This window comes from Lentzea indica (assembly GCF_012184385.1).
Classification (GTDB): Bacteria; Actinomycetota; Actinomycetes; order Mycobacteriales; family Pseudonocardiaceae; genus Lentzea; species Lentzea indica.
Window position 1 is genome coordinate 38973 of the sequence record NZ_VSRL01000024.1, and the last position, 23262, is coordinate 62234.

Annotated in this window: 10 protein-coding genes and 1 pseudogene; 8 read left to right on the top strand and 3 right to left on the bottom strand. The window is 68.1% G+C overall.

Going from position 1 to position 23262, the window contains the following annotated elements; all coding sequences use genetic code 11:
• Nucleotides 1–26 precede the first annotated feature (26 nt).
• The 6 genes from FXN61_RS56215 to FXN61_RS09510 all read left to right on the top strand — a co-directional run bounded on the left by FXN61_RS56215 (nt 27) and on the right by FXN61_RS09510 (nt 4316).
• Nucleotides 27–278 carry a glycoside hydrolase family 95-like protein gene (locus FXN61_RS56215; RefSeq protein WP_376770610.1) on the top strand — a complete coding sequence of 84 codons (252 nt, stop codon included), beginning with the start codon at nt 27–29 and terminating at the stop codon, nt 276–278.
• Nucleotides 272–1174, top strand: coding sequence for an acetylxylan esterase (locus FXN61_RS09495; protein ID WP_167972330.1), 903 nt, complete (start codon nt 272–274; stop codon nt 1172–1174). The genes FXN61_RS56215 and FXN61_RS09495 overlap by 7 nt, the downstream gene beginning before the upstream one ends.
• Complete coding sequence (locus FXN61_RS09500; RefSeq protein ID WP_223165368.1) at nt 1171–2124, top strand: ABC transporter substrate-binding protein; 954 nt, start codon at nt 1171–1173, stop codon at nt 2122–2124. Before FXN61_RS09495 ends, FXN61_RS09500 begins: the two co-directional genes overlap by 4 nt.
• Before the next feature lie 15 nt (nt 2125–2139).
• Nucleotides 2140–2508, top strand: coding sequence for a type 2 periplasmic-binding domain-containing protein (locus FXN61_RS50600; protein WP_223165369.1), 369 nt, complete (start codon nt 2140–2142; stop codon nt 2506–2508).
• 41 nt (nt 2509–2549) lie between these two features.
• Nucleotides 2550–3179 carry a GntR family transcriptional regulator gene (locus FXN61_RS09505; protein WP_167972332.1) on the top strand — a complete coding sequence of 210 codons (630 nt, stop codon included), beginning with the start codon at nt 2550–2552 and terminating at the stop codon, nt 3177–3179.
• A 327-nt stretch (nt 3180–3506) separates the two neighbouring features.
• A complete protein-coding gene (locus FXN61_RS09510) occupies nt 3507–4316 on the top strand; it encodes an SCO2207 family protein (RefSeq protein WP_512698742.1) in 810 nt (269 codons plus the stop codon).
• 68 nt (nt 4317–4384) lie between these two features.
• On the opposite strand, the gene FXN61_RS09515 is transcribed toward FXN61_RS09510, so the two are convergent.
• The 3 genes from FXN61_RS09515 to FXN61_RS09525 are packed head-to-tail and all read right to left on the bottom strand — an operon-like array spanning nt 4385 to nt 22495.
• Complete coding sequence (locus tag FXN61_RS09515; RefSeq protein WP_223165370.1) at nt 4385–5230, bottom strand: XRE family transcriptional regulator; 846 nt, start codon at nt 5228–5230, stop codon at nt 4385–4387.
• A gap of 10 nt (nt 5231–5240) precedes the next feature.
• On the bottom strand, nt 5241–14531 hold the full coding sequence (locus tag FXN61_RS09520; protein ID WP_167972336.1) for a hypothetical protein: 9291 nt from the start codon (nt 14529–14531) through the stop codon (nt 5241–5243).
• A 2-nt stretch (nt 14532–14533) separates the two neighbouring features.
• On the bottom strand, nt 14534–22495 hold the full coding sequence (locus FXN61_RS09525) for a glycosyltransferase (RefSeq protein ID WP_167972338.1): 7962 nt from the start codon (nt 22493–22495) through the stop codon (nt 14534–14536).
• A gap of 10 nt (nt 22496–22505) precedes the next feature.
• Between FXN61_RS09525 and FXN61_RS09530 the strand changes: the two genes are divergently transcribed.
• Both FXN61_RS09530 and FXN61_RS54180 read left to right on the top strand, forming a co-directional pair.
• Complete coding sequence (locus FXN61_RS09530; protein ID WP_167972340.1) at nt 22506–22961, top strand: hypothetical protein; 456 nt, start codon at nt 22506–22508, stop codon at nt 22959–22961.
• A 70-nt stretch (nt 22962–23031) separates the two neighbouring features.
• A pseudogene (locus tag FXN61_RS54180) lies at nt 23032–23262 on the top strand (hypothetical protein); the annotation flags it as partial.

Consider the following 23262-nt stretch of genomic DNA (forward strand, 5'->3'; position numbering starts at 1 on the left):
TCACCGCCGCGCTCGCGGAAGTCGTGGTGCAGAGCCACACCGGCGTGATCGACATCCTGCCCGCGTTGCCGCGCGGCTGGACGCGCGGCTCGGCTCGTGGCCTGCGTTGCCGTGGCGGGCTGGCCGTCGACGTCTCGTGGCAGGAGGGCGAGGTCTCCGTGCTACTGCGGCGGTTGTCCGGTGACGCCTCGGAGTTCGTGCCGGTGAGCATCGGCGGTGAGGTCACCGAGGTCGTGGTGAGCGATGTCGTGGAAGTGCGCGGGAGGGTTTCGTGCTGACCGACCTGGACCTGGACGCGCTGTGGGACTACCGCAGCACGTACGTCCGGCCTGACGACTTCGACTCTTTCTGGGACTCGACCCTGGCCGAGGCTCGTTCGCTCGATCTCAAGGTCGAGGCCGTGCCGGTCGACACGCCGTTGCGGACGCTCGACGTCTACGACGTGACGTTCTCCGGCTTCGGCGGTGACCGGATCCATGCCTGGCTGCGGACTCCCCGCGGTAAAACGGGATTGCCCGCGGTGGTGCAGTACCACGGTTATGGCGGCAACAGGGGGAGCGCGGTCGAGAACCTGACCTGGGCCAGCGCCGGGTTCGCGCACCTGCAGGTCGAGGTGCGGGACCAGCGCGGCGGCGCCGGGTTCATGACGCGCGGGATCGCCGATCGCGACACCTACTTCTACCGTCGCGTGTTCACCGACGCCGTTCGCGCGGTGGATGCGGTGCGAGCGCTGGGTTCCCCTGACGTCGCTGTCATCGGCAACAGCCAGGGCGGCGGTATCGCTCTGGCCGTGGCAGGTCTGGTGCCGGACCTGGCCGCTGTGCACTCGCAGGCGCCGTTCCTGTGCGACTTCCGCCGGGCGTTGAACGTCTGCGCCCGCCCGCCCTACACCGAACTGACGACCTACATCGCCGAGAACCGGCGTTCCGGCATCTTCCCGACACTGTCCTATTTCGACGGTGTGGGGTTCGCCACGCGAGCCGTCGCCCCTGCCTGGTTCTCGATCGGCCTGATGGACGACATCGTGCCGCCGTCCACCGTGTTCGGCGCCTACCACGCCTACGCGGGCCCACGCCAGATCGCGGTCTGGGAGCACAGCGCCCACGAGGCGGGTGGCTCCGACGACCTCGACATCGCACTCGACGCCTTCCGTTCCCGACTGGAGATGCCATGAAAATCGCCGCTTTGGCAGCCGTGACAGCGCTGGTCGTCGCGGGCTGCGGGAGTTCCGACACGGGCTCCGGCAACACCGTGAACTGGTGGACCTGGGACGACAAACAGGCAGTCGCCTACGGCGAGTGCGAGAAGGCGTTCGAGGCCGCCAACGCCGGCGTCGACGTGAAGATCACCCGCTACAACGTCGACGACTACTTCACCAAGCTCACCGCCGGTTTCGTGGCGGGCACCGCGCCGGACGCGTTCCAGAACAGCGTGCAGTTTCTCCAGTCCTACGCCTCCCAGCACCAGCTGATGCCGATGGACGACCTCATCGCGAAGTCCTCTTTGGACATGAAGAAGTACTCCGTCGGCGTCGACACGTGGAAGTTCACCGACGGCAAGCAGTACGCGCTCCCGCTGGACTGGGCCGCCGCCGGCATCTACTACAGCGTCGACGCGCTGACGAAGGCCGGGGTGTCCGAGGCCGACGTCGCCAAGATGACCTGGAACCCCGAGGACGGTGGCACGTTCGACAAGATCGTGGCCAGGCTGACCGTCGACAAGAACGGCAGGCGCGGTGACGAGCCGGGCTTTGACAAGAACCAGATCGCCACCTACGGCATCGGCGCCATGGCGGGCCGCAGCTTCATCGGCGAGACCACGTGGGCCCCGTTCGTCTCGACCCTGGGCTGGCGCCTGGGCGACAAGGACCAGTGGCCCACCAAGTTCAACTACACCGACCCCCCGCTTCACCAAGACGATGAAGTGGGTCACCTCCCTGACCGACCGCGGCTTCTCGCCGAAGATCGGCACCTTCACGACCGGCAACCAGTCGACCATCTCCGACGTCGACCTCATCGGCTCCGGCAAGGTCGCCATGACCGTCGGCGGCTCCTGGTCGGCCGCGTCGTTCGGCAAGATCCCCGGTGTGAAGGTCGGCATCGCGCCGACGGTTCTCGGGCCTGACGGCAGCGTTCGGTGTTGTCGAACTCCAACGGCAACAACATCTGGGCCGGCACCAAGAATCCCGAGCTTACCTGGAAGTGGGTCAGCTACATGGGCAGCGAGGAGTGCCAGACCAAGGCAGGCGCCACCGGCACGTTCTTCCCGTCGATCCCCGCGGCGATGGACAGCACCGTGACCTCGATGAAGTCGCAGGGTGTGGATCTCTCGGTCTTCAACCAGTACGTCAAGGACGGCGTCCTCTACCCGTCCACCGCCTACGCCAACGGCTCGGCGGTGCAGTCCGCTGAACAGCCGCTTTTCGAGGCTTACTTCGCAGGCCAGCGCTCCGATGACGTGTTCGCCGAGATGGAACGCGTTTCACGGGAGATACTGGCCAAGAACTGACGGGAGTCTCAGGAGTGGTGTTGCGGATACCGGCCAGACGCGTGCTCGCGGATGACGTCTACGAGCAGATTCGCGCGCTGATCATGAGCGACGGCATCGCGCCGGGCGCCCGCGTGAACATCGACGAGATCGCGCGCCAGCTCGACGTGTCCCCAACGCCCGTCAGAGAAGCCCTGGCACGTCTTGAGTCAGAGGAACTGGTCAGCAGGCTGCCGTTGCGCGGCTACCGAGTGACGGACCTGCTGAACCGAAAACAGGTCGACGACCTCTACGCCCTGCGCCTGCTGCTGGAACCCCCCTCCGCGGCTCTGGCGGCGGGCCGCATGACCCCGGAGAACGTCGTCCTGATCGAAGAGGAACTGGCCACCTGCCCGGCGGCCCCCGCCGACGACGCCTATGACGACTACAAGAACCTCACCGCCCACGATCAGCGTCTGCACGAGCTGATTCTGCGGATAGCGGGCAATGACGCGGTCCTGCAGTCGTTCGCCAAGACGCATTGCCACCTGCACCTGTTCCGGCTGAACTTCCAGCAGCCTTTCGGGGTTCAGACCATCACCGAGCACCGCGCGATCGTGGACGCGCTCATCGCGCAGGACGAGGTCGCGGCTCGCGACGCCATGACCGCGCACCTCGAGGTGGCGCGGGCCCGTCTCCTGGATCGCATGTAGGCGCAGTCGAACGGCGAGGGCCGACGGCGTCGAACACCGTCGAACAGCACGGCGTGGATCGACCCTCGAACCGGCCGCCGCTCCGACCGGCCTGGTCCATTCGCGTCGCAACGGAACTGTCGAGCCAAGGCCTGAGCGAAATGCCACTTGATCAGCAACAACGCCGAAATCCCCTAAGCTTAAACATATTTAAAACGCACGTGGTCTAGTCCGATTTGAACCCCGTCCGTGACCTCCCCGTAGTCATCGGTACAACACCGATCGACCCCCGAGGAGAATCGAATGGGCGCTCGACACCGCAAGCCCGCCATGATCGGCGCGGGCGCCATGCTCGCGGTCGCTGCTGTCGCCGGTGGCATCTTCGCCTTCAGCGGCACCGACTCGAAAGCGGCTGAGGACTGCGGCGGACTGGACACCGCCCTGCAGAACAACCTGAACTTCATCGCCGGTCAGCAGGCGAACCCCGACGCGCAGTCGGACGCTCGCATCGCCAACCGGCAGGCGGTCGTCAACCTCATCAACCAGCGCCGTGCGGCCGCTGGGTGTGGCAACAAGGTCCAGGCGCAGCCCGAGAAGGGGCAGGCGGCCACGTCCGGCGAGGACTGCGGCGGACTGGACAAGGCGTTGCAGAACAACCTGAACTTCATCGCGGGGCAGAAGGCCAGCCCGGACGCGCAGTCCGAGGCCCGCATCGCGAACCGGCAGGCCGTGGTCGACCTCATCGAGCAGCGGCGCAAGGCGGCCGGCTGCGAGGGTGAGGGCGGCGCAGCCAACGCCGACCAGGGCAACAACGCCGGCGACCAGGGTCAGGCCACGGCCAAGCCCACGGCCCAGCCGGCACCGCAGCAGCCCGATGCGAACCAGGGCAACGCCGGTGGCGACGCGGCCGGCCAGCAGGTCTGCAAGGGCTCGACCGTGACGCTGTCCGGTGAGGGCGGTGAGCCCGCCGCGTCGAGTGGTGAGTTCCCCGTCGGCACCACGCTGAAGGTCACCAACCTGGACAACAACAAGTCCACCACCGTCAAGGTGGCGTCGGTGTCCGGCAGCTGTGCGCTGCTGAACAACGCGGCCTTCGAACAGGTGCGTGAGCCCGGCAAGTTCCTGATCCGCAACGCGCGGATCGAGAAGATCGGCTGATCCGAAGTCCACTGAGGACGACTAGGACGGATGTTCCCCTGGCGCGGGGGGACATCCGTTCTGGCCGTTCACCAATCCCAGCGAAATCCGCGAACCCCGGGCTGCACGTTCAAGGCAACGTCCAAAAGCGTCCGGCCCGGTTCCACGGACGAGTTGTCGGCGAGCTGGACGACAGAAGCCGGCGGCGATCCCTCGAAGGTCACCTCCAGCACGTACTCCCGCGTGGGCAGCCGGAACCTGCGCTCGTAGCTGAAAGCGAGTGGGCACAGCTCCTCGTTGACGAGCTCGTGCTCGATCACGATGCTCTCGCCCTTGCGCAGCGCGCGGTCGAACAGCAGCTCCGCGACCAGGAACCCCTGCGGCTCGTCCCGCACCAGTCGCCCGATCTCGCAGTTCTTCAGGGCGCGCACCACGGGCAACGGCCGGTCGTACTCGTCGCTGTGCATGATCACGATCCAGCGGTCGGGCCCGTTCATCGACGCCGACAGGACCTGCCGCGACCGGAACGAACGCTCGGTGCGGTCCTCGCCGATCGTCACGAAGTCCTGCTGGCTGACCCGGATGAGCTGGTCGTCCCACTGGGTGTCGAGGTCGTGCAGCGCGTGCTCGACCTGGGAGGGCTCCGGCCAGAACGCGGACATCGGCTCTGGTGCCCTGCGCAGCCAGCGGCCGCGTGAACGAGGCGGGCCGAGCAGCTCGAAGAGGTGGCCCGGCGGCACCTGGAGGATGTGTTCCAAGTGGACGACCGCCTGCAGCGACTTCTTGCGCTCAGGACGGCTGCGGCCCGTCTGCCAGTAGCTCAGCGTCGCCAGGGAGACCGACACGCCGTGCTGCGAAAGGTGTTCGCGCAGGCGCTCCAGACCGAGACCGCGATTCGTGATCGCTGTCCGGAGCGCCTGTGCGAACTCGTCCACGCAGGTCACGCTAATGCATCTGCACGTCGTGCTGTAGTCCTCCCGGCGCCTGGTACGGCCGGTAGGTGACCTGACGGCCGTCCATCACCATCTCGATGTCGACGGTCTCCTCGAACGGCGGGCCCATCGGCCGGAGCAGGACCGGGTTGGCGCCGCCCTGGTGGATCCGCACGTTGACGTTCAGCTGGGTCGCGATCAGGTGCCCGACCAGGTCGCGTGCGTTGCCGGCACCGGCGTTCTCACCGGCGTCGGACTGCATATGCCAGTTGACGTTCTCCACCAGCGCGCCGTGCAGGTGGCCCTGGTGCATCGGCCGGTTGACGGTGAAGTCGGCCACGGCCCTGGTCACCGCCTGGTGGGTCGCGGCCAGGCTCACCACCTGCTGCCGCAGCGTCGCGGGGTCGACGTTCCTGGCCTGCCCAATCGCGGCGTACAGCCCGTTGGGCGTGGTCGGCGGCGCGGGCTGGCGGACCAGCACGTCCTCGTTCAGGTACCGCAGCTGTCGTTGCGTGTTGCTGACGTGATCGGACGCCACGAGCCCGTGCGCCGCGACCAGCTTCTGATCCTTCTGGATGCCTGCCGCCATCTGGTTGAACGGCGCGGGCATCGGCGCGGACACGGCCGGGTTCATCCGGTTCTTCTGCGGTGCGCCGAGCTGGGTCTCCACCTTCCTGGGCGGGTTCCACGTGTTCGTGGTCTGCCCGTTGGCCGGCGGCAGCAACGGCTCGACGACCGAATGCGCGCCGCTGGCGAGGCGTTCGCGCTCTTCGGCGAACTTGGTGCCCGCCTTGGCCGGCTTGCCATCGAGGAACCGCTCGCTCACGTTCGGCAGCGCCGTGTGCGACTGCGGCAGCTTCCCGTCCTTGATCAGCCCGTACGCGATCCTGGACAGGTCGGTGCCGGTGTCTCCCGCCACGAAGTCCGTGGCGAACGCCTGGCCCCGCACCGGGTGCCGGTTGTTCTGAACGTCCACTTTGGCCCGTTCGGTGGCGTCGTCCATGTCGGCGGGGTCGTCCGGCGTGTGCAGCTTCGCCAGTTCCCTGGCGTAGAACCTGTTCAGCGACTGGCCGAGCTGCCCGAACTCCGCCTGGCCCTCCCCGAACCTCACCGACGGGTCCGCCAGCGGCACGAGACCGTCGACGAACAGGTTCGGCTCCGGCGTGTAGGGCAGCAACGGGTGGATGGCCTGCTGGTTGCGGCGCGCGTGCATGTCCGCGTTGATCACGTGCTCGAACCGCTCGTGGAAGCCCGGCTCGCTGAGCTTGTCCCGGAAGGTCTGCCTCTGCGTCTCGGTGGTCTTCGTGTCGCCGTTGATGCGCGCCAGGACGTCGTTGTGCAGCTGCTGTGGGGTGGTGGTGACGCGGTAGCCACCGCCGACCATCAGCGGCCGTGACGGCTCCATGACGTCATCGCCGACCCTGCTGTCCATGAGCTGCGCGACGTGGTCGAAGACGTGCCCGCCCTGCCTGGTCCTGCGGTCGCCCGCGTCGAAGTCCATGACCGACACGTACGGGTGCGTCCCGTTGGCGGCCAACGCGGTCACGGCGAATTCGTGCGCGTTGCTGTTCAACGTGCTGTTGCGGGTCTCGCCGAACTTGAAGCCCTTGGGCCCGTGCGGCACGCTCACCAGCGCGATCGGCTCCGCGTGGCCGTTGACGACCGGTGTGGCGGCGGCGATCGCGGTGTCGATGTCCGCCTGCGTCGAGGCGTTCACACCGAGCACGAACGCCACACGGCCGTTCATGTTGTTGGTGTTGGCCATGACGCCGTTGATGACGCTGTCGAGCTGGTCGAGCTCGCTCGCCCGGACGATCATGCTGACCACGAACGAGGGCGGCTCGTTGTTCTCGATACCTTGACGAGTGCGGTCGAGGTAGTTGTCCGCGGTGATCGGGGTGAGCGTCCTGCCGTTCGCCAGGTTCGCGAACGCCGCGTTGTGCACGCCGTTCTCGTTGACCAGCTGGACTTCCGGATCGGTCATCTCGACATCGCTGTCCACATCGGACGGAGCGGAGCCGGGGTCGAACACGTGGTCGTCGTCGCGGGCGCGCTTGGTGGCGTCCGCTGCCGGGTCGGCGTCGATGTGCGTCGCGTCGCGCTTGGGCGCGTTCGGTGCCGGCACGTCGGTGTCGACATCGGCGTTGGGCTGCGGCCGGTTGTGCGACTGCAGCGCTGTCATGCGGTCTTCGATCAGCTGGAGGTGGCGCGGTTTGAGCTGCGCGTCCTGCTTGTCGATGCCCTGGGTCATCGGGGAGTTGTCGTTGACGACGCGGCCCCTGCCGTCCTGGTCCTGGAAGACCGGCTTCACGTCGCCGGTCTCGAGGTACTCGTCGCGCAGCCCGAGGAAGTGCCCGACCTCGTGCGCGAGCCGCCGCGAGTCGGTGTGCGCGGGCCAGGTGAGCTGGTTGGCGCGGCCCTGGGGATCGTTGGTGACGTTGACCGTGGCGTGCGCGTCGGCCGGGTTGTCGGTGAACTCGACGGTGACGTGGAACTGCTCGCCGTTGGGGAGCCGGTAGCCCTGGTTGAACATCTCCTCGACGCCCGCGCGGGTGCGGTCCTGAACGTCGGTGTTGCCGTTGTTCAGGTGCAGGCGGACGGTGAAGTCCCGGACGGGCACGCCGTCCACGTTCATCACGCGGTTGTCGTAGGCGATCGGGCCGCGCCAGGCCTGCATGGTGATGCCGTGCGGGCCGACCTTGGTGTTGTTGAGGACACCGCCGTCCTCGCCGCGCACCCAGCTGCTCGCCGGTGTCGTGGCGCGGGCGTCCGCGATGGCCTGAGAGGACACCGGGCTCTGCGGGTCGAACCACGGCGCGCTGGTCGCCGTGCTGTGCAACGGACTCGGGTCGGCGGGCGGGCGACCCGGCGCGTGCGTGTCCGCCGGGGGAGCGGACGGCGCCAGGTCCTCGTCGACCATGCCGTTGTCCTGCAACGTGGTCTTCAGCTCGGCGATCTTCTGGTCGTCGAGCTGGACGCCCATGGCGTCACCGAGTGCGGTCTTGTTGTCGGTGACCGCCTTGGTGAACTGCTCGGCGCTCACGCTGCTGTCGGGCAGGATCTTCGCGTCGCCCAGCACCTTCTGCACCCAGAACGCCTGGCTGGACGCGTCGGTCCCGTACACCGGCGTCGTGGCGATGGCGTCGTCGAGTGCCGGCGCGCCCACCAGGTCCGTGAGCGCGGTCTGCTGCGCCAGGTTGAACGCGCGGTTGTAACCCTTGTCGTGGTTGAAGACGTCCATGGCGAGCTTGTCGGGGTTCGCCTGGTACGAGGGTGTGTTGTCGACCGTGCTCCACAGCTGGTGCGCCCAGCTGTCGAACTTTTCGCCGCCACCTTCCTGGACGAACGCCTCCAGCTGCTCGGTCTCGATGATCGGCCGTTCGAACTCCTTGTTGAACGCCTTCGTCACCTCGTCGAGGCCGTAGAAGAACATCAGCCCGGCGACGTCCTCGGACCTCGTGTGCAGGACGACCGACGCACGCAGCAGGTGAAGGCCCGCCTCGTGGTGGACGTACTTCTGCGGGTCCGACTTGAGCGCCGCCTCCACCGCCTTCATCTGCGGGGTGGCGTTCTCCATCGCGTAGTCGGTCAACGCCGAGAGCTGCTGCTCCACCTCGGTGGGAGGCTCCGGAGCCGACGGCGGCGCGGGCTCGCTCGCGGTCTCGGGATCGTCGTCGACCATGCCGTCTTCTTGCAGCTTGGTCTTGAGCTCGGCGATCTTCGCGTCGTCGAGAGTGACGCCCATGGCGTTGCCGAGGGCGGTCTTGTTGTCGTTGACCGCCTTCGTGAACTGTTCCGGGCTCACGATCTCGTTGGACGGAACGATGTTCGCGTCGGAGAGGACCTTGTGCGTCCAGAGCGCCTGGCTGTACGTGTCGGTGCCGTAGACCGGGGTGTTCGCGATCGACTCGGTGAGCTCCGGCGCGCCCATGATCTCGGCGAGGGCGGCTTCCTGGGCGAAGTTGAACCCGCGGTTGTAGCCCTTGTCGTGGTTGAAGACGTCGGCCGCGACCTTGTCCGGGTTCGCGCTCAGCTCGGGTGCGCCGTTGACGGTGCTCCAGAGCTGGTGGGCCCAGTCGTCGAACTTGGCGCGGTTGTCGGGGTTGCCGAGGTCGGCGAACTGCTCCAGCTGTGCCGATTCGATGATCGGGCGCTCGAAGGCCTTGTTGAACGACTTCGCGACCGCCTCGACGCCGTGGGTCTGGATCATCGCGGCGATCTGGTCGGTCCGGGTGTCGAGCACGACGGACGCGTGGAGGAGGTGCAGACCGGCCTCGGACTGCACGTACTTCCGCGAGTCCGAGCGCAGGGCCGTCTCCACCGACTGCGCGAGCGGTGAGGCGTTGGCCATGGCGTCGGCGGTCAGCGCAGTGAGCTGGTCGTCCACCTCGGTCGGCGCGGACGTGTCGGCGTCCGGGGCCGAGGGCGGGACCGGATCGTGGTGCGAGCGCGGGCTGTCCGGCTCCGTCCACGTGCTCGGCTGAGCCGGGTCCGGGTCGTCGTCGACCATGCCGTAGTCCTGCAGCGTGGTCTTCAGCTCGGCGATCTTCGCGTCGTCGAGCTCGACGCCCAGTGCTTCGCCGAGTTCGGTCTTGTTGCCTGTGACGGCGTTGGTGAACTGCTCGGCGGTGACCAGTGTGTCAGACGGGATGACCTTCGCGTCGCCCAGGACCTTCTGCACCCACACCGCCTGGCTGTACGGGTCGTTGCCGTTCACCGGGGTGCCGGCGATGACGTCGGACAACGGCGGCGCGCCCACCACGTCCGCGAACGCGGTCTCCTGGGCGAAGTTGGTGCCGCGGTTGTAACCCTTCTCGTGGTTGAAGATGTCGGCGGCCAGCTTGGCCGGGTCGGACGTGTACGTGGGCGTGTTGTTGACCGTCTCCCACATCCGGTGCGCCCAGCCCTGGAACGCTGACCGGCTGTCCGGAGTGCTGAGGTTGCCGAACTGCTGCACCTGCGCGGTCTCGATGATCGGCCGGCCGAACTCCTTGTTGAACGCCCGCGCGACCGCCTCGACGCCGTGCCGCTGGATCATCGTGGCGATGTCGTCGGCCTTGGTGTCGAGCACGACCGACGCCCGCAGCAGGTGGAGGCCCGCCTGGTGATCGAGGTACGTGCCGGGGTTGGACCGCAGCTCGGTCTCCACCTGCCTGGCCAGCGGCGAGGCGTTCTGCATCGCGTCCGCCGTCAACGCCTTGAGGTGGCTCTCCACCACCACGCTGGGCACGCTCGTGGGTGCCTGCGTGTCGGTGTCGGCACCAGAGGTTTCGTTGCCGGTGGCCGGAGCGTTGGGAGGCTGCGGTGCCGTTCGGGTCTCGGCGTCGGGAGCGTCCTCCGCGACCATGCCCTCTTCTTGCAGCTCGTGCTTCAGCTCGGCGATCTTCGCGTCGTCGAGCGTGATGCCCATGGCGTTGCCGAGGACGGTCTTGTTGTCGTTGACCGCCTTCGTGAACTGCTCAGGGCTCACGATCTCGGCGGACGGGATGATCTTGGCGTCGCCGAGGACCTTCTGCGTCCACAGCGCCTGGTTGTTCGGGTCGGAGCCGTACACCGCCGTCGTGGCGATGGCCTCGGTGAGTTCCGGCGCCGGCATGAACTCGGCGAGAGCGGCTTCCTGGGCGAAGTTGAACCCGCGGTTGTAGCCCTTGTCGTGGTTGAAGACGTCGGCCGCGACCTTGTCCGGGTTCGCGCTCAGCTCGGGGGAACCGTTGACCGTGCTCCAGAGCTGGTGCGCCCACTCGTCGAACTTGGCGCGGTTGTCCGGGTTGCCCAGGTCGGCGAACTGCTGCAGCTGGGCCGTCTCGATGATCGGACGGTCGAACGCCTTGTTGAACGACTTCGCGACCGCCTCGACGCCGTGGGCCTGGATCATGGCGGCGATCTCGTCGGTCCTGGTGTCGAGCACGACCGAGGCGTGCAGCAGGTGCAGACCCGCTTCGGACTGCACGTACTTGCCGGGGTTCGACCCCAGCGCGGTCTCGACCGACTGCGCCAACGGTGAGGCGTTGGACATCGCGTCCGCCGTCAGCGCCGAGAGCTGGTTGTCCACCTCGGTCGGTACGGAAGTGTCCGCCGAGGTCGAAGCGTCCACAGTGGACGAAGAAGCGGGAGGCGGCGGCGCAGGACGGGTCGCCGCGCTCCTGCTGGACTCCGCGTGGCTCGACGAACTGGGCGGCGTGGGCGGCAGATCCTTGGACGTGTCGGCCGGGGGAGTGGGCGGCAGGGCCTTCGAGAGATCGGGCCCACCGTCCGTGCCACTGCTGGAAGTCGTCGTGACGGGCGGGTTGTTGTAGTCGGCGATCCTCTGGTCGACGACCGCCTTCGCGTCCCACCACTCCTTTTGCTTGGTGTCGGCCTCACGGCGGGCGTCGTCGAGCTTGGTCTCCGCGTCCTTGATGAGGGCTTCCTGCGCCGCACGGTCGGCGGTGAGGCCGGCGACGGCCTGGTCGTACCTGGTCTCCGCGGCGGTGCGGGCCGCGTCAGCCTGAGCGACGGCCTGCTGCTGCGCCGTGAGGTCCGCGCGCCGGGCAGCGGCCTCGTCGCGCTGGACGGTCAGTTCGCCACGAGCGTCGTCAAGCTGTTGCTGGGCCTGGTTCAACGCCGTCATCGCGGCGTTGGCCTCGGTTTCGGCGGCCCGCAACGCGGTCTGCGCGTCCGCGTGCGCCTGGCGGGCCGCGTCGATCTGCCCGCGAAGGCCTTCCGCATCAGGCGTCTTCGCCAGCTGGTTCTCCAGTGACAGCACCGTTTGCGCCTTGGCGTCGACATCGGCCTTGGCGTCGTCCACCTCGAACTGCGCGCTCATCGCCAGGACGCTGAGGCCACTGACCCGAGGGGTCAGTTCGGCGACGGTGTCCAGTGTGCGAGCGGCCTCACGACGCGCGGTCTCCGCCTGAGCCTCCAGCGGCGGCACCTTGGCCTGCTCGTCCAGGTGCTTCTCGATCGCGGAGTTGTAGTCGATCTGGACCTTGGTGAACTCGGAGTCGTTCTTGGCCAGCTTCGCGGCGGCCTCGTTGATCACCTGCTGGGCGTCGTGCCGCTTGGCGTCGACGTCGACCTCCGCGGTGCGCCAGGCGTCCGCGGCGGCCTTCACCTGAGTCTGCGCGTCCGTCAGGTCCTGGCTGAAGTCCTGGCGCAGCACCTTTGCCGCGTCCGCGGCCGGCATGCGGACCGCGGCGGAGTTCGGCACGGAGAGGTCGACGACGGCGGTCTTGCCGCCGATCGTGGCGACCACGCGGTACTCGACGCCGAACTGGACCAGGCCGGTCGTGGTCTTCGGCTTGAGGTTGTTGGTCTTGTTGTCGGTCGGGCCGCCGGACACCGCGGAGGAGTCCTCGCCGGCATGACGCAGCTCGACGCCGCTCACGCCGACGCTGACGTTGTCCTTCGGGTCGGTGTTCTGCTTGACCGCCGCGCCACCGGTCGCGAGACCGACGGACACGTCACCGCTCTCGGTGACCTTGGCCTCGCCGCTGGTCGAGGTGACCTGCGACTTCGGGTTCTCGAGCGCCACGCCGTCGCTGAGCGAGCCCAGCGACGGGTCGACCAGCTTGGCGTAGACCTTGACGTCGGCGTCCTGCCCGAACGTCAGCGCAGCCTCGTGCAGGCCCGGCACGTCCAGCGGGCCGGACAGCATGCCGGGCAGGTGCGGCTGCAGGTTCTCCGGGCTCAGGGTGGACAGCAGGCTGTTCAACGAGCCCGTGCCCTTGCCGGTCAGACCCTTGCCCGCGCCCGCGTCCTTCAGCGCCTGGACCGCTGCCTCACGCAGGTCCTTGGCACCGCGCAGGTTCTCCACCGACGCGCTCGGCGGCAAGGTGGCGGGGTCGCCGGCCTTCTGCCAGTCGGACGCGGCCTGGGGAGAGCCCTGGTCGGCGGTGCGGGAATGGGCGTCCGGCGAGTACGGCAGCGGCGGGAGCCCGCCGTCGAGCTTGACCTTCTGGTTGTCCGCGTGCAGCCGGACGGTCATCTCCTGCGGTCCGCTGGGAGCGGACGCGATGATCTTGTTGCCCTTTTCCACGACGAGCTCGAACTCGACGGGCACGGTGTAGCGCGCCGCAGGTCCGCTCGCGGCACGGAAGTTGCTGAACTGGTCGGTCGTCGAGGTGGTGACCGAGCTGCTCTGGGACTGCCCGATGTTCGCCGCCGCGATCACACCCGCGGTGCCGGACACGTTGGGGTTCGCGCTGCCCGGCGAGGCCAGGCCCGGTGCCTTGACGCCGATGCCCCAGCCGGTGCCGCGGCCCTGGCCGTCGCTGACCTTCTGCGAACCGGAGAGCGTCGACTCCATCTCGACGCCGTCGTTGACGACCTCCTGGAACTGCGGCGTCTCCGCCTTGGCCCGCAACGTGACCTGGAAGGAGTCCTTGCCGAACGTGCCTGGCTGGTGCACCAGCAACGGCACGCCGCCATCCATAGCGCTGTCGATCATCGCTTTGACGCTGGCGGGAGAGCTGAAGTCGACCAGGCGCTGCAGGTTGCTCATCGAGTCCTTGAGCACCGAGTCCGGCAGCAGCGAGTCGCCGAACCGCTTCGCGGTCTTGTCGTTGACCTTCTGCGTGAGATCGGAGACCACGCTGGACAGGTCCGGCACGCTCTCCACAGTGGACAGACCGAGAGCGCCGGGCTCGTCCTTGGCGATCGTCGACGGCGGCGCCATCTTCGGGAAGTCGGGCTTGGGCACGTTCGGTTGCACGTCGGGCAGCAGGCCCATGTCGCGCGCGACGTCCTCGGACACACGTACGAACACCGAATTCGGCAGGTTGACCGTCGCGCCCTCCGCGCGCGGCGTGCTGCCGTGCACGAAGTTCACGGCACGGCTCTCGCCGACCACGGTGACGTCCGCGTCGAGCTGCACCAGCACGGTGCGCCCGCCGGCCGGCGTCACGTAGTTGCGGTCGACGCTGCCGCCGATCTCGTTGGACGACGACTTCGAGTCGGACCACGGCGTGACCTTGCCCGCCACCGCGACACCACCGGCACCGCTGGGCGGAGCGGTGACGTTCGGCTTGATCGGGACGTTGACGCCGGCGGTGATGTCGACCGACCTGCTGGTCGACGACGACTCGCCCGCCTTGTAGCCACCGGTGTACGCGTTCTCGGTGCTCGTGTTGTCCGAAATGGACACCAGCTTGGGGTTGCTCAGCTGGAAGGACACGCCGATCGCGCCGGTGCGGTCGGTGACCCGCCGGTCGTACTTCAGGCCCTGCTCCTGCATGCCGGTCTCGGTCAGCTTGCGCAGGTTCGCCTTGATGTTCTCCGGGCTGAACATCTTGTCGATCTGGGCGCGCGACGCGGTGCCTGGCACGGTCAGCGCGGAGTCGCGCCCGCAGCGCGGTTGAGCGCGTCGATGGCCTGGTCGCGCAGCGCTGTCGTGTTCGCGACGGCTTCCACGTGCAGGAAGTCCGGCGACTTCTCCTTGGGCTTCGAGCTCAGGAGGTCCTTGACGGTCGGCGCGTCCTTGAGCTTCCTCGGCTCAGGGTCGCCGGGCTTGAACCCGTCACCGGGGTCGTTGTCCAATGTGGAGCTGTCCGACACCCACAGGTTCACCTTGCCGTCGATCTTGTCCAGACCGTTGCCGGTCTTCGCCACGACGTTCTGCTCCGGTGAGTGGAAACCGGGCGCGCCGGGCACGATGCGCCGCACCCACGCGCGAGGCCGGGTGAACGTGGTGATCTCGACGTCGAACTCCACGTCGCCCCGGAACACCTGGGCGTTCGGGCTGCCGGCGTTGAGCGAGGTGCTGTTGACCGTCGGACCGGCCGCGGTCTTGTCCGACCACGTGTGGTTGTACTTCACGCCCACCTGGGGCGTCGGCGTGAGCGTGGCGACCCCGGTCTTCGCGGGGATCGTCACCTTGCCCTCTACGCCACCGCTCCAGCCCTTGGTGGTCGTCGTGGAGCTGTCCAGCTTCGGACCGGTCGACGAGGCCTCGCGGACGTTGCGCGCGTCGGCCTGACCGAGGTGCTGCGGGTTGGTCAGCTTTGCCTTGACGGTGACGTTGACGTAGGTGTTGGTGGTCTTGCCGCTGTTCTTCAGCTGCACCTGGACGCCGGGACCCATCAGGCTGTCCATGTTGGTCTTCAGCGCCGCCGGTGAGAGCTGAGAGGTCAGCTTGCGCTGGTTCGCGAGCTGCTCGGCGACGTCGGCGAAGCTCTTGTCCTTGCTGCTGCGGGGGTTCGCGTTCGGGTCGTTCCAGCTCGGCAGGAACTTCTCGAAGCCGGGCAGGCCGCGCAACGCGTCCTCGACCTGGTTCTGCACCTGCGCGGCCGGGGCGAACTCGCCGACCTTCGCGTTGCCCGCGGCGATCGCGCCGGCCATGTACGGCGGCGCGAACTTCGTGCCCGCGGTGTTCGGGTCGACGGTGGAGTTCCTGGTGCCGTCCGGCGTGGGAAGGCCGAGCGCACCGGCTTCCGGCAGACCCATCCGCATGTAGGTGGTGACCGGGACCTTGACGTTGTCCCCGCTCGGCGTGCGGACCTCGACCTCGGCGGTCACCTTGTACAGACCGGTGTCGCCCTTGATCTGGATGCCGCTCTTGTGGCTGGTGTTGATGCCCGCGTTCACGTTCTCCGCGATGTTCGCGGAGAAGCCGAGCGTGGCACCGACCTGACCGCCCACCGCGTTGGGCACGCCGATGTTGCCGCCGAACCCGGCGGTGACGCCGCCGCCGGACTTGGTCGTCGAGGACACACCACTGCTGTGCGACGCGGTGTCGTGCAGGCGCAGCACCGAGCTGTTGTGCGTGCCGACCAGTTCCGCGGTCTGCAGCTTCGCCGTCATCTGCACCGCGGCGCCCTTGCCGGCGTGCGGGCTGATCAGATCCGGTGACGTCACGTAGGCGCCGCCGAGCATCGCGCCCAGGTTGTTGCGGATCTCGGTGGGGCTCAGGAAGTTCTGCAGCGCCTCACGGCCGGGCGAGCCGACCTTGGTGATCGACGGGTGCAGCTTCTCCGCGACCTCGGAGAACGCCTTCTGCTGGTTGTCGACCGACACCGCTTCCGGCGCGGGGTGCTCGATCTTCGCGCCCCACTGGACGTCCGGCGGGGTGACCGCGGCGGACGTGTTGCCAGAGCTGGTGATCGTGGCCAGGTCGTTCGGGATCTGGAGCGTGACGTCCGTGCCCGTGCTGACCGGGTCGAGGTTCTGGACGTTGCCGCTGGCGTCGGTGAGCGTGATGTCGTACTTGACCTGGACGGTGGCCTGGGTCGAGCCCTCGCCCGCCCTGATCGCCCGCTGGTCGGTCAGGGACGACGACATGTTCTGCGACTGCGCCGGCGTGGCCAGCTGCGCCTTGCCGCCCAGCGAGCCGTACGGGCCCATGGCGACACCGGCGGAGGCCGAACCGCCGATGTCGTTGGCGGTGGCGACGGCGTGCGTGGTCGAGGACGAGTTGCCCGACTGCGCGGTCGCGTCGACCTTGACGTTCGGCGCGTCCACCGGGGCGCTGTCCGTCTGCGACTGCATGGTGGCGCGGACGTTCGCCTCGAACCAGGTGTTGCCGATCTTGACCTGGAAGTTGCGGCCGTTGTCCAGGAACGACTCGAAGTCGCCGTTGAGCGCCTGCTGGATGCGGGCGGCGTCACCGGGCTTGAGGTTCGGGATCGCGTTGGTGACGTTCTCGGCACCGCGCACGTCCGTCGGCGCGATCGTGCCCAGCGCCTTGTTGTCCTGGAAGAACTCCGGCAGGTTCTGCGCCCCCGGCATCACCTGGCCGACCTCTGGCGGCGTCAGGGTGACCATCGGGATGGGCGCGTTCGGCGTGGGTGGCGCCGGTCGCGTCTGGACCTCAGGCTCGGGCGCCGGACGCGTCTGGACGTCGGGCTCCGGCGCGGACCGCGTGGACGTGCCGGTCTCCGGTGCGGGCGGTGCGGGCGGTGCCGGAGGCGCGCCGCGGTGCGACGTGCCGGACGGACCTTCACCGAGGTCGTTGGACCGCGACGGGTTGTGCGGGGTGAAGGTCGTCTTGCCGTTCGGGTTCGGGCGCGCGTCGAGTTCCAGCGGTGGCGGGAACGCCGGCTTCTTCCAGTTCTCCGCCTTCTTGATGTCCGCCTTCGAGGACTTCGACGTGATCTCCGGCTTGGGCTCGAAGAACGGCTCGATCGTCTTGGCCCCGTCCGGGCCGTGGATCTTCAACGGCCGGCCGATCTCGGTCGCGAGCAGCTTGGCGGCCAGTTCCTCCGCCTTGGCTGCCTTGTCGTTGTCGGCCTTCTGCTCGGCGGCGTTCTCCCGGGCGTGGGTGTCGGCCTCAGCGTCGGTGACCGGCGTCCAGTTCGGGTCTTCCTTGGTGTTGTCGACGGCGACGTCGCCGCTTCCCGGCTTGAACTCCGCCGGGATCCGGGTCTGCGGCGCCGGGCCGGGCTCGATGAGCGCGTTGACCAGGTGACCGTTCTCGAGGCCGTGCTCCTGGCGGAAGTTCGCGATCTGCGTGGTGATCGCGGGCGACGCGATCGAACCCTTCTGGATCGCGCCGGCGCGCAGGTCCGCCGCCGCCTTGATCGCCGGGGCCTTCCCCTTGCCCTTCTTCGAGGGGCCGGGCTGGTTGGCCAGGGCGTCGTGCACGGCGTTGAACAGGCCGTCGGACCTCGGGTCCGCCGCGATGGGAAGGACGCCGTGCTCCAGGGTGCCGAACGTGCGGGTCACGTTGCTCGGGTTGGCCGACAGCGCCAGGTTGAGCATCGAGGCCATCTTCTGCTGCTTGGCCGTCTGGTCGATGTGCTGCACGTCCGCCTCGGTCTTGGGCGGGACCTTCCCGTTGACCTTTTCCTTCTTTGGCGGGTAGACGGTGCTGGGGTCGGTCTGCGGATCGATGCCCACGGTCCCGTGACCCGGGATGGAGGCGGAGACCGCCTGGTTGAGGGAGTTCTTGTCCTCCCAGCCGAGCTTCAGCGCGTCGAGCTTCGACGGGTTCCAGCCGCCGTCGGAGCCCGTGTGCGTGTGCGTGCCGGTGTTGGGGTCGTAGTCGTACTTGTGCTCGATCAGCTGCTGGGCTTCGCGCTGGTCGTGCGGCTTGTTCTTGGGGTTCGGCGTGCCGTTCTTGTTCGGCTTCTTGTCCCCGAACTCGTCGCGGATCTTCGCGCCGGAGACGTCGGCCTTGGCCGCCCTGTCGGCGTTCGGGTCGGTGGACGAGGGATCGCCGCCGTACATCCGGTTCGTCACCGAGGTGAGGGCGACGTGCGACTGCGGCCACGACTTGCCCTCGGACTTGGCGAAACCGAGCGCGAGGCGGGACAGGTCGGTGCCCACCGCGCCGTTGACGAAGTCGCTCGTGAAGTTCTCGCCGCGCAACGGGTTGCGGTTCGTCTGCGCGTCGACGTCGATGGCGGAGTCGACGGTGATCTGGTGGGCCGCGGCCTCGAAGCCGGGGTTGGCCGCTGCGACGGTCTCCTTGGCCTTGATCTCGGCGTTGATCGAGTTCAGGGTCTTGGTCTGGCTCGGGCTGGGCTTGCCGCCCTGGGCCTCGATGTCGGCCTCGAGCTTGGCCTTCGCCGCCTTGAGGTCGGCGTTGAGCTCAGGCTTTGGCAGCAGGTTCGTGTTCGTGTGGATGTCGACGAGCTCTTTGCCCGCGAACGAGTTGATCGACTGGCTGAGGTCGCCGAACTCGTTGCCCCCGTCGCTGAACTTCACGCCGGGGTCGACGACCGCCACGGACGCGTCCATGAACAGGTTGGGTTCCGGCGAGTACGGCAGCAGGGGAGCCGAGTCCTTCTGGCGGCTCCGCGCGTCCATGTCGTCGCGCATCGCCTGCTCGAACTTCGCGACGAACTCGTCCGGCTTCTGGAGCTGCTTCTCCGCGATCGCCAGCTTGTCGAGGTCCGTCTGGTCGTCCTCCGACAGCTCGGACTTCTCGTTGATCTTGGCCCGTTCGCTGTCGATCCGGCCCTGGGTGTCCTCGATGAGCTTCGCCGGGTCACCGACGCGGTACCCGCCCGAGTACAGCAGCGGACGGATCGGGCCCGCGCCCGGCGGGTTCAGCGACTCGGTGAAGTGGGTGAAGACGTCCTTCTGCCCACCGGTCACCTGGCGCGAGCCGGTGTCGAAGTCCTGGAACGAGATGTACGGGTGGGTGCCCTTGCCGTTCAGCGCGCCGATGGCGAACGTCGTGGCAGGGCTGTGCATCGTGCCGTTGCGCATCCGGCCGAAGGGGAAGCCGTCCTTGGGCTCGAACGTCTCCAGCGGCACCAGCGCGATCGGTTCTTTCCGCTTCGCGACGTCGCTGTTCGCCTGCGCGATGTTGGCGTCCATGTCCGCCGTCGACCCGTTGGGGCCGTTCACACCGACGACGAACACCATGTCCTTGCCGATGGGCCCGGCGTCCGCGGTGATCGCGTCGATGACCTCGTTGATGTTGCCCATGTTGTTGTGGTTGACGATCATGTTGACCACGAACGACGGGCGCTTCTCGCCTTCGACGCTCTCCTTGAGCTTGGCGAGGTAGTTGTCCTTGGTGGGCAGGTCGATGTCGCCGTTCGCCAGCTGTGCGAACGCCGGGTTGTACGAGAAGTTCACGTCGCCGAGCGACAGGTTCCCGAACTCGGCGGCCAGGTTGTCCAGCTGGCTGTCGTTCTGGGCGTCGTTCATCTCGACGTCGCCGTCGTTCTGGGTGTCCGTGTTCTGGTCGGTCGGCGGCACGTCGACGTCCATCGGCGTGTCGCCGTCTACAGTGGACGGACCGGCGTTGCTGGGGCCGGGGTCGAACGGTGCCCCGTCGTTCTTCGGCTTCTTGGTGACCGGCTCGGGGGACGCCTCGACGTCGCTGTCGCTGTCGACGTCGCTGTCGTCGAAGCGGCGCTTCGGCGGCATCTGCCGTGAGTCGGCGTCGGGCGTCGTGTCCATCGCCGTGTCTGCGTTCGGCACGGAGCCGGGGGCCGGGTTTGCCGTCGTGCCGGTGTTCGTGTTCATGTTCGCCGGCGGCGGCACGGTGGCGGGGCCGGGCGGCTCCAGCCTGGTGTCGGGCACCATCACCTGGCTGTTGGCGGTGCGCTCGACCAGCCACAGGTGACGCGGACGGAGACCGGGGTCGGGGCCGTGGACGTCCTGGCCCATCATGCCGCCGTCGTTCTTGTGGACGCCGGTGTTCGTGTCGTGCTGCTGGAAGACGCGCGAGGAGTCGCTGTACTCGTCGGGGATGCCGAGGTAGTGCAGCGTCTCGTGGGCGAGAACCTCGGGGCTGGTGCCGGGGTTCCAGTGCGTCTGGTCGACGTTCGGGTTGTTCGGGTCGACCTTGATGCTGGTGTGCGCGTCCGCCTTGTTCTCGGTGAACTCGAGGTTGAGGTGGAACTGGTCACCGCTGGGCAGCCGGTAACCCTGGTTCAGCAGGTTGTTGACGCCGTTGGTGGCGTTCTCCTTGACCTGCGCGACCACCTCGGGGTCGACGTTCGCGGCAGGATCGACGTGCACCTTGACGGTGTACTCCTGCACGAAGTTGCCGGGGCTCGTCTCGATGCGGCGCAGGTCGTAGTTGATCAGGCCCTGGTAGGACCTGATGTTCGACGGCGTGCTGTCGGTGCGGACGTCGTGGACGACGACGTCGACGGTCCTGACGTTCTTGTCGTCGCGGCGGTCCGCCCAGGTGCTCGGATCCACCGGGTCCTTGGGCGCGAACCAGTCCGCGGTCTTCGCCGGGTCGTGCCGCCACGACTCGTCGGTGATGATGTCCTTGCCCTGGTGGGACTCCGGGGTGGGCGGCGTCATCTTGGGCGGTGCGCCACCGCTCTTGACCTGCTTCGGCGGTGCGTCGGTCTTCGAGTCGGTCTTGGTGTCGGTGTTCGTGTTGCTGTTGGAGTCGTTGCTCGGCGCGGGACGACTGTTGTCCGGGTTGGACCTGTCGTTGCTCGGGCCCGGCTTCGTGTCGGAGTCCGTGGCGGGCTTGGTGTCCGCGTCGAGCTGGCTTTCGCTCTCCGGCGTGACCCACTCGAGCCCGTTCCACTGGTTCTTGACGTTCGGATCGAACATCGACTCGAAGTCCGGCTTGGTGACCGCGGGCACGTCGCTCGGCATGTACCCCGGGTTGTAGCCGAGGTTGAGGCCGTCGTGGTCCATCGCGACCTGGCCGATGAGCCCGATCTGCGGCGCGAGCCCGTTGTCGGCGAGCGCGTTCGGGCCGGAGACGTCCGGCGCCTGCTCCTTCAGCTTGGCGAGGACCTCCGGCGAGTTCTTCCTGTCCGCGGGCGGCACGTCCGGCGGTGCCACGCGGTCGGCGAGCGTGTCGAACTTCTGCGGGATGACCTCGGCGAACTTGTTGATCAGCGCGCCGTCCGGCGGCGTCACGATGAACGCGTTGCCGAGCTCGCCTTCCTTCCACCTGGCGTCGGCGGCCGCCTGGACGTTCTCCGGCGTGAGCTGAGCGTCGCTGTCACCGATGGCGTTCTGCACGCTCTTGGTGTCCCGGAGCCGAGGACCGATCACCGGCACGTCGGTCGGGTGCATCTTCATGTCGCCGATGGTGTCCAGCGACACCGAACCCGGCTTGATGTCGACGTCGACGTACACGCCGCCGTTCTTGGCCAGCACCGCGTACCGCGCGATGTCCGACGCGAGGTTGTACGCGCCCGCGTTGGGATTCTGCGCCGCCGTGTAGACGTCCTTGAGCGTCGTGTTGTTCTCGGTGGGCGGGGTCTTGCCGGACAGCTCGTCGACCAGTGAGTCCACATCGGACTTGATCTCGATGCCGGCGTCGGTCAGCTGCTGCTTGACCTCCGGGTCCCAGTTCGCGCTGGACCCGTCGGTCCACAGCGTGGCCTTCCACCCGTTGTTCTCGTTGGTCTGCGCGGCCCACTCGAGCATGCCGTTGACCGAGTCCGGCGAAGGAGTGTTGCCGAACCAGGCGAAGTGCAGCTGCTTGGGCACCTCGACCTTGCCCGCGTCACCCTTGTTGTGCACGGCCGTGTCGTAGTGCGCCTGCAGGTCGGCGCCCTGCTGGGTGCCCTTCAGCCGGTTGATCAGGATGCGCGCGCTGGCGGGCTTGCCGTTGTTGACCGCGGAGTCGATCTCGGCCTTGACCGCTTCGACGTCGATGCTCGCCGGGTTGGGCTTGGGGTTCTTGAGCAGGTCGGTCCACGGGTTGGGCGGCGCGGTGCTGGTGTTCTGGTTGGGGGCCGGGATCGGTGCCGGGGTGGGCGTTGCCGTGACGGGGGTGTTGCCCTTGTTGAACAGGCCCTTGATGAAGTTGATGCCGAGGAACTTCTTGATGGCGGCCCGCTTCTTGCCCTTGCCGCCGTCCGGACGCGTCTGCGCCTGGTAGTTCGCGGCCGCCGGGTGGGAGCGCGGCACCACGTTCTGGTTGGGGTTCGCGCTGGTGCTCGGGCTCTGGTTCGGGGCCGGGGCCGGGGTGACGAGCGGGGGCGCCACGACGAGGTCGGGTGCGGCGTTCGGGTTCGTCGTGGTGTTCGGGGCGGGCTGGACAGTCGGTCCGGTGGGTGCCGGTCGCGTTTGGACGGTCGGCGTGTTCGGGCTCGGGGTGTTCGGGTTGGGGGTGTTCGGGTTCGGGCTCGGTGTGTTGGTGTTTGGCGTGTTCGCGGGTGGCACGTCGGTGCCTGGCACGTTGGTCGGGGTGTTGACCGGTGGCGTGGTGGGGTTCGGCGTGTTCGCCGGCGGTGCGTTGACGGTCGGTGCCGGAGCGGGACGCGTCTGCGCCGGTGGCGTGTTCGTGTCCGGGGTGGGCCTCGCTTGGACCGGGGTCGTGTCCGGCTTGGGGGAGTTCGGGTTCGGCTGGACGTCCGGCGTGGGCCTGGTCTGAACCGGCGGGGTGTTGGGGTTGTTCGCCGGGGGGACGTTGGCGTCGGGCCTGGGCGAGGGGACGTTGGCCGGTGGCACGTTCGTTGCCGGGTTCGGCGACGGCGTGGTTGACGCTCGGGTTCGGCGAAGGCGTGTTCGCCGGTGGCACGGTGGTCGCCGGGTTCGGCGACGGTGCGTTGACGCTCGGGTTCGGCGACGGTGCGTTGACCGGCGGCGTGGCTGGGGTTCGGCGTGTTGACGAGGGCGCGGTTGGCCGGTGGCGTGTTGGCCGGTGGCGTGTTGGACGGTCGGCGCGGGCGAGG

Bases quoted from the DNA above. Each gene is read 5' to 3' on its own strand.
- FXN61_RS09510 (WP_512698742.1), top strand. From the start codon at position 3,507: ATGCTCGCGGTCGCTGCTGTCGCCGGTGGCATCTTCGCCTTCAGCGGC.
- FXN61_RS09500 (WP_223165368.1), top strand. From the start codon at position 1,171: ATGAAAATCGCCGCTTTGGCAGCCGTGACAGCGCTGGTCGTCGCGGGC.